This is a genomic window from Mycobacterium sp., assembly GCF_036488105.1.
Taxonomy (GTDB): Bacteria; Actinomycetota; Actinomycetes; order Mycobacteriales; family Mycobacteriaceae; genus Mycobacterium.
In genome coordinates this window covers 1-13,063 of the sequence record NZ_DASXHW010000279.1, presented here as the reverse complement: position 1 = coordinate 13,063, position 13,063 = coordinate 1, and the positions used below count along the sequence as shown (strand labels likewise).

16 protein-coding genes are annotated in these 13,063 nt (G+C 66.0%); 9 read left to right on the top strand and 7 right to left on the bottom strand.

All coding sequences use genetic code 11. The annotated features are described in order from the left end of the window. Window positions 1–215 precede the first annotated feature (215 nt). The 3 genes from VGH54_RS14310 to VGH54_RS14300 all read left to right on the top strand — a co-directional run bounded on the left by VGH54_RS14310 (window position 216) and on the right by VGH54_RS14300 (window position 2,037). Window positions 216–614, top strand: coding sequence for a heme-binding protein (locus tag VGH54_RS14310; protein WP_331512685.1), 399 nt, complete (start codon window positions 216–218; stop codon window positions 612–614). 177 nt (window positions 615–791) lie between these two features. Beyond that, on the top strand, window positions 792–1,799 hold the full coding sequence (locus VGH54_RS14305; protein ID WP_331512681.1) for a glutathione S-transferase family protein: 1,008 nt from the start codon (window positions 792–794) through the stop codon (window positions 1,797–1,799). Window positions 1,800–1,869: 70 nt separating this feature from the next. Next, the gene (locus VGH54_RS14300; RefSeq protein WP_331512680.1) at window positions 1,870–2,037 is read left to right on the top strand and encodes a hypothetical protein; all 168 of its coding nucleotides are present in this window, start codon (window positions 1,870–1,872) and stop codon (window positions 2,035–2,037) included. 3 nt (window positions 2,038–2,040) lie between these two features. Here the strand turns inward: VGH54_RS14300 and VGH54_RS14295 are convergent, their stop codons facing one another. Then, window positions 2,041–2,541 carry a DUF2771 domain-containing protein gene (locus tag VGH54_RS14295; protein ID WP_331512679.1) on the bottom strand — a complete coding sequence of 167 codons (501 nt, stop codon included), beginning with the start codon at window positions 2,539–2,541 and terminating at the stop codon, window positions 2,041–2,043. Next, on the bottom strand, window positions 2,538–4,211 hold the full coding sequence (locus tag VGH54_RS14290; protein ID WP_414688708.1) for an MFS transporter: 1,674 nt from the start codon (window positions 4,209–4,211) through the stop codon (window positions 2,538–2,540). Before VGH54_RS14290 ends, VGH54_RS14295 begins: the two co-directional genes overlap by 4 nt. An 88-nt stretch (window positions 4,212–4,299) precedes the next feature. Between VGH54_RS14290 and VGH54_RS14285 the strand changes: the two genes are divergently transcribed. Beyond that, window positions 4,300–5,235, top strand: a complete 936-nt coding sequence (locus VGH54_RS14285; protein ID WP_331512678.1) for a DUF3027 domain-containing protein — start codon at window positions 4,300–4,302, stop codon at window positions 5,233–5,235. Here VGH54_RS14285 and VGH54_RS14280 read toward each other — a convergent pair. Together VGH54_RS14280 and VGH54_RS14275 are read right to left on the bottom strand one after the other, a co-directional pair. Further along, on the bottom strand, window positions 5,232–5,687 hold the full coding sequence (locus tag VGH54_RS14280; RefSeq protein WP_331512677.1) for an SRPBCC family protein: 456 nt from the start codon (window positions 5,685–5,687) through the stop codon (window positions 5,232–5,234). The two genes, VGH54_RS14285 and VGH54_RS14280, sit on opposite strands and share 4 nt — an antisense overlap. A gap of 11 nt (window positions 5,688–5,698) precedes the next feature. After that, a complete protein-coding gene (locus VGH54_RS14275; protein ID WP_331512675.1) occupies window positions 5,699–5,971 on the bottom strand; it encodes a DUF2530 domain-containing protein in 273 nt (90 codons plus the stop codon). 79 nt (window positions 5,972–6,050) lie between these two features. Between VGH54_RS14275 and VGH54_RS14270 the strand changes: the two genes are divergently transcribed. Genes VGH54_RS14270 through VGH54_RS14260 form a run of 3 tightly spaced genes read left to right on the top strand, consistent with a single transcriptional unit; the run spans window position 6,051 to window position 7,596 of the window. Beyond that, complete coding sequence (locus VGH54_RS14270; RefSeq protein WP_331512674.1) at window positions 6,051–6,482, top strand: MarR family transcriptional regulator; 432 nt, start codon at window positions 6,051–6,053, stop codon at window positions 6,480–6,482. Further along, a complete protein-coding gene (locus tag VGH54_RS14265) occupies window positions 6,479–7,330 on the top strand; it encodes an RNA methyltransferase (protein WP_331512672.1) in 852 nt (283 codons plus the stop codon). Before VGH54_RS14270 ends, VGH54_RS14265 begins: the two co-directional genes overlap by 4 nt. After that, window positions 7,330–7,596 carry a DUF2537 domain-containing protein gene (locus VGH54_RS14260; protein ID WP_331512671.1) on the top strand — a complete coding sequence of 89 codons (267 nt, stop codon included), beginning with the start codon at window positions 7,330–7,332 and terminating at the stop codon, window positions 7,594–7,596. The genes VGH54_RS14265 and VGH54_RS14260 overlap by 1 nt, the downstream gene beginning before the upstream one ends. On the opposite strand, the gene sepH is transcribed toward VGH54_RS14260, so the two are convergent. Both sepH and serC read right to left on the bottom strand, forming a co-directional pair. Next, window positions 7,593–8,363, bottom strand: a complete 771-nt coding sequence (gene sepH / locus VGH54_RS14255; protein ID WP_331512670.1) for a septation protein SepH — start codon at window positions 8,361–8,363, stop codon at window positions 7,593–7,595. The two genes, VGH54_RS14260 and sepH, sit on opposite strands and share 4 nt — an antisense overlap. A gap of 125 nt (window positions 8,364–8,488) precedes the next feature. Further along, a complete protein-coding gene (serC, locus tag VGH54_RS14250; RefSeq protein ID WP_331512669.1) occupies window positions 8,489–9,607 on the bottom strand; it encodes a phosphoserine transaminase in 1,119 nt (372 codons plus the stop codon). A 199-nt stretch (window positions 9,608–9,806) separates the two neighbouring features. On the opposite strand from serC, the gene VGH54_RS14245 reads away from it, so the two are divergent. Next, window positions 9,807–10,859 (top strand): diiron oxygenase, encoded by a 1,053-nt coding sequence (locus VGH54_RS14245; protein ID WP_331512668.1) that lies wholly within the window; start codon window positions 9,807–9,809, stop codon window positions 10,857–10,859. Between the two features lie 14 nt (window positions 10,860–10,873). Beyond that, on the top strand, window positions 10,874–12,583 hold the full coding sequence (locus tag VGH54_RS14240) for an FAD-dependent oxidoreductase (protein WP_331512667.1): 1,710 nt from the start codon (window positions 10,874–10,876) through the stop codon (window positions 12,581–12,583). Here VGH54_RS14240 and VGH54_RS14235 read toward each other — a convergent pair. Further along, complete coding sequence (locus VGH54_RS14235) at window positions 12,580–13,029, bottom strand: VOC family protein (protein ID WP_331512683.1); 450 nt, start codon at window positions 13,027–13,029, stop codon at window positions 12,580–12,582. The two genes, VGH54_RS14240 and VGH54_RS14235, sit on opposite strands and share 4 nt — an antisense overlap. Window positions 13,030–13,063: the final 34 nt, after the last annotated feature.

Sequence of the window (13,063 nt, the reverse complement as noted above, 5' to 3'; positions counted from 1 at the left end):
TTTTCTAAGAAGTCCCGGTAAGTGAGCGGCAGATTCTGTCGCGCATTTCACAAATCGGGCCCGCGGGCGCCTGTAGCAGTCGACCCAGCTTCTCCATAAGAGTCCGCGCGCGATTTCGTGGCAGACAGAGCCATATCCGCTTCGGCTACGTTGGATTCAGGGACGAGCAGTGTTCCCGCTATCAGTTCAGATCAATTCAAAGGACGACACTGATGATGAAGATCAGTAATATCGACGCGCGCCGGCGCATCGCCGGGATCAGCGCAGGCCTGCTCGCTGGGGGCTTGGCCATGGGGATCTCCGGGGCGCCATCGGCGGTCGCAGCACCGGACTGCAGCCCCGCGGGTGTAAACACCACCGTTTCCTCGGCGACCGGCGCGGCGCAGCAATATCTTGCCGCGCATCCTGACGCCAACCAGGTCGTTATGGCCGCCTACGGCCAGCCTCGTCCACAGGCGGCGTCCGAGCTTCGCAGCTATTTCACTTCGCATCCCAACGAGTACTACGAGCTGCGTGGCGTTCTGGCTCCCATTGGTGACACCGAACGGCAATGCAATGTGACGGCACTGCCATCTGATTTGGAGTCGGCCTACCGCGAGTTCATGGCTGGCTGATTCTGCTCGCAACGACCCGTCACGATGTTGTGGCGGGTCGTTCTGCTCTAAGGAATAACAGATTTGTTTGACGTCGTTGTGCTGTTCGTACGTGGGCTCGCGCTGGGGACAATTCGCTCTGGCCGGTGGTGGCGAAAGCCCTAGTCCAGATCCGGGCTTCTGGGGCAAGCTGGACGCATGGCTGCCTACATCGCCGAGGCCGGCGATTTCACCCGCGACACCAAGTACATCGAAACCCGGATCACCGCCGACGGTCGCGACGGCTATCCGGTGCAACCCGACCGGTACCGGCTGGTCGTCGCTCGCGCCTGCCCGTGGGCCAATCGCGCGATCATTGTCCGGCGGCTGCTCGGACTGGAAAGCGTTCTGTCCATTGGGTTTTGCGGGCCAACCCATGACAAGCGGAGCTGGACTTTCGATCTCGATCCGGGGGGCGTCGACCCGGTGCTGAAGATTCCCCGGTTGCAGGACGCGTATTTCGCACGCTTTCCGGACTATCCGAAAGGCATTACCGTCCCCGCGATCGTCGACGTGCCGTCCGGAGCGGTCGTCACCAACGACTTCCCACAGATGACGTTGGATCTGTCGACTGAGTGGACGACCTACCACCGTGACGGTGCACCACAGCTGTATCCCGAGGCGCTGCGCGATGAGATCGACGATGTCGGCAAACGGATCTACACCGAAATCAACAACGGCGTGTATCGGTGCGGGTTCGCCGGCTCGCAGCAGGCCTATGACTCGGCATACGACCGGCTGTTCACCGCACTGGATTGGGTGAGCGACCGACTGGAAAACCAGCGGTACCTTGTCGGCGACACGATCACCGAAGCCGATATCCGGTTGTTCACCACATTGGTCCGCTTCGATCCCGTCTACCACGGACACTTCAAGTGCAATCGGAGCAAGCTGACCGAGATGCCGGTGTTGTGGGCCTACGCGCGAGACCTATTCCAGACGCCGGGTTTTGGCGACACCATCGACTTCGTCCAGATCAAGCAGCACTACTACATCGTGCATGCCGACATCAACCCGACGGGGATCGTGCCGAAGGGCCCGGAGCTGACGAACTGGTTGACACCCCATGGTCGGGAAGCGTTGGGCGGCAGGCCTTTCAGTGATGGCACACCCCCTGGTCCGACGCTCGAGAGTGAGCGGGTACCGCGGGGCCAGGGGCTGCCCTGACGGGTTTCGAAGCGTTCGATCCCGGACATCCTGCTGGAAAGCACTTTTGCGGCTCAGAGAAAGATCTCGCATGAACAAGCACACCAGCGGCAACCCCGATCCATATCCAAAGGATGCCAGGAAGGTGACCGAGGACCAGCGTGAGCAGCAGGATCAACTGGAGCACCAAGGCGACGACCCGGACGCGCCTGGTTTGGAGCAGTCCCGGGACGACATTGCTGACGAGAGTTCGCGGTAGGCGCTAGTTCCACACCGTCCGGACCGACCATTCGGCGTGGGGGACACCCTGCACCTCACCTGACCGGTCGACGACCACCGTCATCAACTGCACGGCGATTCCGCTCAGTCGACCCCTGTGCGGATCGACGGTGGGAATGGTGACTGCCAGGCGGTCGCCCGGCCGGTAGAACGTCGTCGCTGGTATGGCGGAGTCCTCGTATACCCGCAATAACCACCAGGGTGCCCGCCCAATCGACGGTGGCACCGAAAGTTGCACGGGATCACGGGAATTCACCGAGAGCTCGCCCTCGGTCTCCGGAATGTCGCAGTCGGTCAGGTTGAGCACGTTGCAGTAGCGGTAGGGGCCCACCCGGGTCAGGTGGCCGTGTGAGTACGCGCTGATCTCGGGGCGCTGCGGACCGTGCTCACGTACCAGCACCCACGCGCCGACGCCGGTAGCGACCGATGCCAGCACCGCGATCGCGAGCAGTACGGCGACCGCGGGCTTACCCGTGGACTTCACTGTCGCGGGACCGCCGCGGTGGTGTGGTCGCTGCGCTCACCTTCCTGCTCGACCATCACCGGCCGGTTGCCACCGAGGCCCGGGATCAGCGAATCGCCGTGGAAGCTGAGCACCGTCTGCGCCAAGCCCAGAATCAGCACCGACTCGACAACGCTGAAGCCGACCCACAGGTCGGTGTAGAGCAGCACACCCAGAGCACCGCCGAGCACCCACGCCAGTTGCAGCGTCGACTCCGAACGCCCGAACGCCGACGCGCGTGATTCCTCGGGCAGGTCGTCCTGCAGCGACGCATCGAGGGCTGCCTTGGCGATCGCGCTCGAACCCGACGTGACCAGGTTGGCGATCGCGGCCATCAGCAGATTGCCGGCAACCGCCGCGGCCAGCGCGATACCGGTCACCGCCAGCGTGCAGCGCACCACCAGAACAGCGGGCCGGCCCAGCCGAAGCCGCGCGCTGGCGAAGTTGCCGGCGAAATTGCCGACGGCGGCGGCCGCGCCGATCAAGCCCAGCATGCCCAGCTGCACCCAGCCGTTCGCCTGATGCGCCTTGGCGACGAATGCCGGATACAGGAACAGGAACCCGACCATCACCTTGATCGTGCAGTTGCCCCACAGCGCCGTGATGATGTTGCGGCCCAACGGTTGTCGAAGTGCACCACTTGCCCGGCGTACCTCATCGGGCCAATTGCGGGGGCGCTGGCCCTGGCGGTAGCTCAAGGTGGCGGGAACTTCGCCGGTGGTCACCTCGACCCAGCGCGGAATCCGCATGGACAGCCACACACCGGCCACGGTGACGGCGATGACGACGAACAACGCTCCAGGCAACTGGAACAGACGGTCGCAGCCGTACTCGATCCCGCCGGCGATACCTCCGCCCACGATGGTGCCGCCCAGCAGACCGAACACGGTCAACCGGGAGTTCACCCGAACCAGGTCGATCGTCGGGGGCATCACCCGTGGCGTCACCGCGCTGCGCAGCACGCTGAACGACTTCGACAGCACCATCATGGCCAGCGCGCAGGGGTACAGCACCCAGGACGGAAAGCCGCCGGTGGCGGCGTCGTAGCTGTCGATCAGGACCACCGCCAGGACGGTGCGCAGCGCGAACGACGCGGCCAATGCGACGCGGCGCCCATGCTGCAGCCGGTCGAGTGCGGGACCGATCAGCGGCGCGATCACCGCGAACGGCGCGATGGTGATCAGCAGGTAGAGCGCGACCTTGTCCTTGCTTTCCCCGGTGGCCGCGGCGAAGAACAGCGTATTGGCCAGCGCGACGGCCATCGCTGCGTCGGTCGCGAAGTTGGCCACCACTGGCCAGGTCAGCGCTGTCAGCCCGGACTTATCGGCGCCGTCGGCGGTAGCGGCCCGGTGCACCATCGAGTACATCCGCGAACCCATCTCGCGGCTGCGCTGGGCTGCGGCACGCGTGACGGTGACCCGCTCACCACTGCCGGAACCGGCGCGAGGCGGCTCACTACGCTGGGCGCCCGGCTCGCGATTCAGCGGCGGCAGGTACCGATTGGAGCTGGGCATCGGCGGCGGGCGTTGCGAGCGGCGGTGATCGGGCTCGTCGGCCGGGTAGTTGGCCATGCCGGGATGCTCGGCCGTCGGGCTGGTCCGACCACGCCGGCCGGGAGCCGAACCCGGGTGCTCGCGGCGCCGTCCAGACATACGTCGATTCTCACCCATGGTGGCTGTGGTCGTGCGCAGGCGACCGGTGTGGCCGTGCGTCGCAACTGTGCGGCAGAATCAGAGGCCCATGGAAACAACGGACGACACGACCGACTCAACCGCGCGGGCGGCTACGGCGACCACGACGGAGTGGTCGCCCGAATTGGCGACGGTCCTGACTGGTGCTGTCGAGCTGGCGCGGACGGCGATCATCGAGCACAGCGGCGACGACACGGTGGGCGACTACCTCGGCGTCGGCTACGAAGATCCCACCAGCGCCACCCACCGATTCCTCGCCCACCTGCCCGGCTACCAGGGCTGGCAATGGGCGGTCGTGGTGGCCAGTTATCCCGGTGCCGACCATGCGACGGTCAGCGAGGTGGTGCTGGTACCCGGGCCCGGCTCGTTGCTGGCCCCGCAGTGGGTGCCCTGGGACCAGCGGGTCCGGCCCGGCGACCTGAGCCCCGGCGACCTGTTGGCACCGCTGGCAGACGACCTGCGGCTGGTGCCCGGTTACATGTCTTCCGGTGACCCGCAGGTCGACGAGACTGCCGCTGAGATCGGACTGGGCCGACGCACGGTGATGAGCGCCTGGGGCCGGGCTGAGGCGGCGCAGCGCTGGCACGACGGCGACCACGGCCCCCGCGCGCAGATGGCACAGTCCACCAAGCGCGTCTGCCGCGACTGCGGGTTCCTCCTACCGCTCGCCGGTTCGCTGGGGGCGATGTTCGGGGTGTGCGGCAACGAGATGTCGGCCGACGGATCCATCGTCGACTTCGAATACGGCTGCGGCGCGCATTCCGACACTCCCGCCCCCGCGGGTAGCGGTTCGCCGATCTACGACCCTTACGACGACGGCGTGCTCGACGTCAGCGAGGCACCCGCGGAGCCGAGTGAGTCACCGGCGGATGCCGGCGAGGTGTCCGCGGAGCTGAGTGAGCCACCGGCGGCAGCCAGCGAACCATCCGCGGAGCCGACCGAGCCACCCGCGGAAGCCAGTGAGCCGCCCGCGGAGTCAAGCTAACTGTTCTCGGCCGCGGCTTTGATCTTGGCCAGCGAGGCGTTCATGCCGTCGACGAGTTCCCGCTCGAAGTTCGCCGTCCCGCCCATGAACCTGTTCACGGCCATGCCGGACACCGGCTTGACGCCGTTCTCGGCGTGCCGGCTCTCGATCACCCTGGTGCCTTCCGGGATCGGCTGCAGTTCGTAGCTCCAGACCGTGTTGTTGGTGTTGACCCGGAAGGCCAGCTTCTGGTCGGGGATCACCTCGATGACCGTGGCTGTCGTCGGCCAGAACAAGAGGTTGCGGCGATTGAGATTAACGGTGCGGGTGCCTGGACGCACTGGGCCTAATGCCCGCATCAAGCGGCACTGCGGGCTCCACTGCGGCATTCGGCGGAAATCGCTGACCAGTGCCCAGACCGTCGAGACGGGTGCCTTGATATCGACTTGGGCTCGCAAGAGCGGCGCCACCATGACCAAACCTCCTACTTCGTGCCCGGTGTTGTCAGTCCGGTTTGGGCGCCACGCGCACCCCGGCGGGCAGCGGCCCGCTGCCACAAGAAAATTGAGGTGCCCAGGACCCCGACGCCGAGTCCGGCCAGGCTCAGCGGTCGCCAGCTGGCCAGGGCGGGCGTGAGGAACACGACCACCGCGGCCACCAGCCAGGCCAGGGCGCCGATGGCGATGATCGGCCACGGGTCCAGCAGCACAGCGGGCAGCGGCGGCGGCTTAATGGTCTTGCCAGGCTCGACGGACATCGTGATCAAGATAGCTTGTGGCGTCCTGTCTCGGTGATTCGTGGTTAACGTTCCGGCGTTCTGTCGTAACGTTCGCGCTGTGATCGATGGCGATAGCCGGTTGGCCAGCGACTTGTCGTTGGCGGTGATGCGGCTTGCCCGGCAGCTGCGGTTTCGTCGCCCGCAGTCCCCGGTGTCGCTGTCGCAGCTGTCGGCGCTGGCGACGTTGGCCAACTTCGGCCCGATGACGCCGGGTGCGCTGGCAATCCGGGAACGGGTTCGCCCGCCGTCGATGACGCGGGTGATCGCCTCGTTGGCCGAATTGGGTTTCGTGGACCGCGTCGCACACCCCGACGACGGCCGCCAGGTACTGGTGTCGATATCCGAAGCCGGTGCCGAGCTGATGGAGGCCGAGCGCCAGGCCAGTCAAGAGTGGCTCGCGCAGCGACTGGAGACCTTAGGAGTCGCCGATCGCGACACCCTGCGCGTGGCCGCCGACCTTATCTTGGCGCTGGTCGACGAAAGCCCTTGACCGACAACGATTTTGACTACACCCCTGACGAGGATGGTGTGGTCGTCTGCGATATCGACGATCCCGGCGATGCGCGGCTGGACAACTTCCGGGATCTGAACAGCATCGACCGAAGGCCGGACCTGCCCAGCGGCAAGGGCCTGGTGATCGCCGAGGGTGTGCTGGTCGTGCAGCGCATGCTGGCTTCGCCGTTTGCGCCGTTGGCTTTTCTCGGTACCGACCGTCGACTCGCCGAGCTGAAGGCGGATCTGGCCGGCAACGCCTCGCCCTACTACCGCGTCTCAGCGGAGGTGATGGCGCAGGTGGTCGGCTTTCACCTCAACCGCGGGGTGCTTGCCGCAGCACGTCGGGCCCCCGAGCGCACTGTCGCGGACGTGATCGACGGCGCCCGGACCGTGGCCGTGCTCGAGGGAGTCAACGACCACGAGAACCTGGGCTCGATCTTCCGCAACGCGGCCGGGCTCGACGTCGACGCCGTCGTGTTCGGCAGTGGCTGCGCCGATCCGCTGTACCGGCGTGCGGTGCGCGTTTCGATGGGGCATGCCCTGCTGGTGCCGTTTGCCCGCGCGGCTGACTGGCCGAACGACTTGAAGGCACTGCAGCAGAACGGGTTTCGACTGCTGGCGATGACCCCGGATTTCGGCTCCACCGCCCTGCCGGCGGCGATGACGACGATGCGTGACGAGCGGGTCGCGATCCTGGTCGGCGCCGAAGGGCCCGGCCTGAGTTACGCCGCAATGAGAGCGAGCGATCTGCGGGTGCGCATCCCGATGTCACGCGGCACCGATTCGCTCAATGTCGCCACGGCGGCGGCGCTGGCGTTCTACGAGCGGGCTAGGCTCGGCTGATGGCCGACGAATCCACGCCCTGGGCAACGGGTTTGACCGTTGCCGGATTCGTCGCCGCAACCACCGCGGTAGCTGTCGTGGTGCTCAGTCTGGGCCTGATCCGGGTGCACCCGATGCTGGCCGTCGGGCTGAATGTCGTTGCGGCCGGCGGCCTGGCGCCGACGCTGTGGGGATGGCGGCACACACCGGTGCTGCGCTGGCTGGTGCTGGGGGCAGGAGTGGGCGTGACGGGCGCGTGGCTGGCGTTGGTCGCGATGGCCCTTTAACGCTGCCCGCTGGAACGAACGCCCAGCAGCACGTCTTCCCACGCCGGTACCGGTGGCTTGGTGCGTCGGCTGCGCGTCGGCTCGGGCTTGGGCTCCGGCGCCGGAGTCTCGACGGGCGCGGGTTCGGGCTCGTCGAAGTCGAGTTGGGCGACCGGCGCCACCGGCCGCAGCAGCGGACGGTCGAAGTTCGGATCGATCAGCTCACTGGCCGGGTCATCCACCGCGGTGACCGTTCCGCCGTGCGAGCCCGGGCAGAACCGAAAATGCGCGAGGTTGTCCGACCGACCGGCCTTCCAACCCAGCTGAACAGTCCAGCGGCCGTCCTCGTTGCGCCAAGCGTCCCATGTTGCGCTGTCCGGGTTCAGACCACGCGCCATCAGCGACGAGGTGACCGTCTCCAACAATGTCAGCACCGACGGGCCGTCGGTGAGCACCGGATGGGCGGCGGTTGCCAGCTCGGCGGCACGGGCACGCTCGAGCAACACCGGATGAGCAAAGCGCTCAACCCGTGCGACATCCACCCCCGCAGACTCGGCAAGCTGCTCGACCGAAGCACCCGCCCGGATGCGGGACTGAATCTCCTTGGGACGCAACATGCTGTTGACCTCGATGTCGATATGGGTTTGATTCACCCGGGCCCCGTCGCCGCGCACCGCCGCACGCAATCGGTCGTCGACGCGGATCTTGTACTTCTCGGCGGCGTTGTCACCCTCGCAGATGATGTGTTTGCCGTCGAGATCGAGTCCGACGATCTTGAGTTCCCGCATGGTGTCTCCTCGCAGGCTCCTCGCAGACCAGCGCACCAGGCCTGTCAAGGCCGAACTCTAACTCAGGCGTGCGCCGCAACCAGGCTCGACACGCTGTAATACCTGGGGCTTTTTCGATGTGCTTGCTAGAGCCGCTCGACGACCCAGTCGATGCATTCGATGAGCGCGCTGACGTCGTCAGGTTCGACGGCGGGGAACATCGCGACCCGCAGCTGGTTGCGTCCGAGTTTGCGGTACGGCTCCACATCGACGATGCCGTTGGCCCGCAGCACCTTCGCCACCGCCGCGGCGTCGACGTCATCGTTGAAGTCGATGGTGCCCACTACTTGGGAGCGCAGCTTGGGGTCGGCGACGAACGGCGTCGTGTACGGGCGGTCTTGCGCCCAGGTGTACAGCCGCCCCGAGGAGTCGGCGGTGCGCTTGACGGCCCAGTCCAGTCCGCCGTTGGCCAACAGCCAGTCGAGCTGCTCGGCCATCAACACCAGCGTCGCGATCGCCGGGGTGTTGTAGGTCTGGTTCTTGAGGCTGTTGTCCACCGCGATCGGCAGCGACAGGAAGTCGGGCACCCAACGGTTCGACGCGGCGATGGCCTCGATCCGGCTCAGCGCCGCCGGGCTCAGGATCGCCAGCCACAGGCCACCGTCGCTGGCGAAGTTCTTCTGCGGCGCGAAGTAGTAGGCGTCGGTCTCGGAGATGTCGACCGGCAGACCGCCGGCACCGGACGTCGCGTCGATGACGACCAGTGCATCGCCGGCGTCGCGCGGCCGAGCGACGGGCACTGCGACACCCGTCGAAGTCTCGTTGTGCGCCCAGGCGATCACGTCCACGGAGGGATCGCCGTGCGGCTCGGGTGCACTGCCCGCATCGGCCTTGACGATGATCGGATCACCGATGAACGGGTTCTTGGCCACCGACGACGCGAACTTGGCGCTGAATTCGCCGTAGCTCAGGTGCAGAGACCGCTGGTCGATCAGCCCGAACGCCGCGGCGTCCCAGAACGCCGTTGCCCCGCCGTTGCCCAGCACCACCTCGTAGCCGTCGGGCAGCGAGAAGAACTCGCGCAGACCACTGCGCACCCGGCCGACCAGGTCCTTGACCGGCGCCTGCCGGTGCGACGTGCCAAAAAGCGCGGCGGCGCTGGTGGAAAGAGCCTGCAGTTGCTCGGGTCGGACCTTCGACGGGCCAGATCCAAAGCGTCCGTCGCCGGGTTTGATGTTGTCGGGGATCGTGAGCTGGTCAGCCATACTCATCAGGTTAGTGACCGGGCTGAGGCCGACATTCAGGCGGTAGGGACCCTCGATATCGATGTGAAATAGGTCACAGTGCACATATGTTCACGGATGGGCCACACTGCCGGTTTGGGGTCTAGTAAGTTCCCGATACCTTCGGTACTGTGTTGGACATAGAACGTCCAAATGTAAACCTCATTGGGGAGGCCAGAGCATGGCTCAGACGGGAACCGCCGAAAAGCGGGCACGGACCAAGTTGATGCGCCGCTGGCGCAGCAACATGGAGGTTCAGGACGACCGGAAGTACGTGGAGATGCTGAACACGCTGTCCGAGGGGTCAGTGCGGCGCAACTTCAGCCCGTACACCGACATCGACTGGAATTCGCCGGAGTTCGCGGTCATCGACACCGACCCGCGCTGGATTCTCCCGAAGACGGACCCGCTGGGCCGGCATTCCTGGTACCAGTCGCAGCCGCAAGAGCGTCAGATCGAGATCGGCATGTGGCGTCAGGCCAACGTGGCCAAGGTCGGTCTGCATTTCGAGTCGATCCTCATTCGCGGCCTGATGGAGTACGCGTTCTGGGTGCCCAACGGCTCACCGGAGTACCGGTACTGCTTGCACGAAGCGGTCGAAGAGTGCAACCACACCATGATGTTCCAGGAGATGGTGAACCACATCGGCGCCGACGTGCCCGGTATGCCGCGAATGCTGAAGTGGATCCAGCCGTACATCCCGTTGCTGGCAGGTCCGCTGCCGATCCCGTTCTGGTTCGGCATCCTGGCCGGCGAAGAGCCCATCGACCACACCCAGAAGAACGTGCTGCGTGAGGGCAAGGAACTGCACCCGATCATGGAGCGAGTGATGGCGATCCACGTGGCCGAGGAGGCTCGCCACATCTCGTTCGCGCACGAGTATCTGCGTAAGCGGGTTCCGAACCTGTCGCGCCGCAAGCGTTTCTGGCTCTCGCTGTACGTGCCGCTGACCATGCGGATCCTGTGTTCGGCGATTGTGGTGCCGCCCAAGGCTTTCTGGCGGGAGTTCGACATTCCACGTTCGGTCCGCAAAGAGGTTTTCTTCTCCTCGCCGGAGTCGCGTCAGATGCTGCGGGACATGTTCGGTGACGTCCGGATGCTCTGTCGCGACACAGGTCTGATTAACCCGTTGGCCAAGCTGATCTGGCGGATCTGCAAGATCGACGGTAAGCCGTCCCGCTACCGCAGCGAGCCGCAGCGCCAGCACCTCGTGGCCGCGGCGACGGCTGCCTAGAAGACTCGGTCTATATGCCGCACGTTATTACCCAGTCGTGCTGTAGCGACGGCTCATGTGTCTACGCCTGTCCGGTGAACTGTATTCACCCGTCGCCGGACGAGCCGGGCTTCGCGACCGCCGAGATGCTGTACATCGATCCGGTGGCGTGTGTGGACTGCGGCGCGTGTGTGAGTGCCTGCCCGGTGGGTGCGATCGCACCCGACGCCCGGCTGACGACCGAGCAACTGCCGTTCATTGCGCTCAACGCCTCGTTCTATCCGGACCGCCCGGCCGGCGAGAAGCTGCCGCCGACATCCAAATTGGCGCCGGTGATTCCGGCACCCGAGGTTCGCGGCAATTATGACGGTCCGCTCACGGTGGCTATCGTGGGTTCCGGGCCGGCCGCGATGTACGCTGCCGACGAACTGCTCACTCAACACGGCGTGCGAGTCAATGTCTTCGAAAAGCTGCCCACCCCTTATGGATTGGTACGTGCAGGGGTGGCGCCGGACCATCAGACCACCAAGCGGGTCACTCAGCTCTTCGACCGGATCGCGCGTCGCCGCGAATTCCGGTTCTTCCTCAACGTCGAGGTAGGCAAGCATCTGAGTCACGACGACTTGCTGGCGCATCACCACGCGGTCATCTACGCATCGGGTGCGCCCAACGATCGCCGGCTGGACATCGAGGGGATGGATCTGCCGGGCACCGGCACTGCCACGGAGTTAGTGGCCTGGATCAACGGCCACCCCGATTTCGCCGATCTGCCCGTCGATCTCAGCCACGAGCGGGTCATCGTCGTCGGCAACGGCAACGTCGCATTCGACGTGGCCCGCGTGCTCACCGCCGACCCGGAGGAGCTGGCCCACACCGACATCTCCGATCGCGCGTTGAGCGCGCTGCGCGCGTCGCGGGTGCAGGAGGTCGTCATCGCGGCCCGCCGCGGACCCGAGCATTCGGCGTTCACCCTGCCCGAGTTGATCGGGCTGACCACCACCGCCGAGGTCGTTGTTTCCGGCGCGGACCGCGACGCGGTGCTGCGCGACCTTGCCACCGTCTCCGACCCCTTGACGAGGCAGAAGCTGGAAATCCTGAGCACGCTCGGCGACGCGTCGACGACGCCGGACACCACGTCCCGGCCGCGGATCCGGCTGGCCTATAACCTGACGCCCCAGCGTGTTTCGGGGCAACAGCGAGTTACTGGGATGGAGTTCGTCGTCACCGGCACCGACGAGGTGCAGACGATCGAGGCCGGGCTGGTGTTGACCTCGATCGGCTACCACGGCAAGGCGATCAAAGATCTGCCGTTTGACGACAAGGCAGGCGTGGTCCCCAACGACGGCGGCCGCGTCACCCATCCGGACTCGGACCAGCCTGTCGACGGCGCCTACGTGGCGGGCTGGATCAAGCGCGGGCCGACGGGGTTCATCGGCACCAACAAATCGTGTGCGCTGCAAACGGTTCAGCGACTGGTCGACGATTACAACGCCGGCACGTTGACCAACCCGATCGGCAAGCCGTCGGCGCTGAACAAGCTGGTGCGGGAGCGCCAGTCCGACGTCGTCGATGCCGCCGGCTGGCGGGCGATCGACGCCGCCGAGGTGGCCCGCGGCAAAAGCAGCGATCGGCCGCGCAACAAGTTCACCTCGGTAACCGAGATGCTCGACGCCGCGGCCGCCGCGCCTACGCCTTCGCTGCACCGCAGGCTGGCCGATCGGCTGCGCGAGCTGGCCGACCTCTAGCCGCTGCCCATCGCCGCCGCGATCTCGTCCATGCTGACCTCGCGGACCGGCTGACCGAGCGACCATTGGTGGCCGAACGGGTCGCGGACCACGCCGTAGCGGTCGCCCCAGAACTGGTCGTCGAGCGGCATGACAACGGTGGCGCCGGCGTCGAGAGCCCGTTGGAACTTGGCGTCGACGTCGGTCACCGTCAGGTGGATGGTCACCGGGGTGCCGCCCAGCGACGTCGGGGTCATCGACTTTCCGCCAGACATCTCCGGGAAGTCGTCGTTGAGCATCACCAGGAAGCCGTTGATGCGGACTGCGGCGTGGATCAGCTTCCCGTCCGGGCGGGGCACCCGGCCGATTTCCTGGGCGCCAAAAGCCTTGACGTAGAAGTCGATCGCCGCTGCGGCGTCATCGACAACGAGATGCGGGGACAGTGCGGGTTCGACGGCGATTGCCATCAGGGCCTCCTTGGTGTCGGTGCGTGGCCCGGGG

Bases quoted from the DNA above. Each gene is read 5' to 3' on its own strand.
- serC (WP_331512669.1), bottom strand. From the start codon at position 9,607: ATGGCTGACCAGCTCACGATCCCCGACAACATCAAACCCGGCGACGGA.
- VGH54_RS14300 (WP_331512680.1), top strand. From the start codon at position 1,870: ATGAACAAGCACACCAGCGGCAACCCCGATCCATATCCAAAGGATGCC.
- VGH54_RS14310 (WP_331512685.1), top strand. From the start codon at position 216: ATGAAGATCAGTAATATCGACGCGCGCCGGCGCATCGCCGGGATCAGC.
- sepH (WP_331512670.1), bottom strand. From the start codon at position 8,363: ATGCGGGAACTCAAGATCGTCGGACTCGATCTCGACGGCAAACACATC.
- VGH54_RS14235 (WP_331512683.1), bottom strand. From the start codon at position 13,029: ATGGCAATCGCCGTCGAACCCGCACTGTCCCCGCATCTCGTTGTCGAT.
- VGH54_RS14290 (WP_414688708.1), bottom strand. From the start codon at position 4,211: ATGTCTGGACGGCGCCGCGAGCACCCGGGTTCGGCTCCCGGCCGGCGT.
- VGH54_RS14240 (WP_331512667.1), top strand. From the start codon at position 10,874: ATGCCGCACGTTATTACCCAGTCGTGCTGTAGCGACGGCTCATGTGTC.
- VGH54_RS14305 (WP_331512681.1), top strand. From the start codon at position 792: ATGGCTGCCTACATCGCCGAGGCCGGCGATTTCACCCGCGACACCAAG.
- VGH54_RS14275 (WP_331512675.1), bottom strand. From the start codon at position 5,971: ATGTCCGTCGAGCCTGGCAAGACCATTAAGCCGCCGCCGCTGCCCGCT.
- VGH54_RS14285 (WP_331512678.1), top strand. From the start codon at position 4,300: ATGGAAACAACGGACGACACGACCGACTCAACCGCGCGGGCGGCTACG.
- VGH54_RS14280 (WP_331512677.1), bottom strand. From the start codon at position 5,687: ATGGTGGCGCCGCTCTTGCGAGCCCAAGTCGATATCAAGGCACCCGTC.
- VGH54_RS14260 (WP_331512671.1), top strand. From the start codon at position 7,330: ATGGCCGACGAATCCACGCCCTGGGCAACGGGTTTGACCGTTGCCGGA.
- VGH54_RS14245 (WP_331512668.1), top strand. From the start codon at position 9,807: ATGGCTCAGACGGGAACCGCCGAAAAGCGGGCACGGACCAAGTTGATG.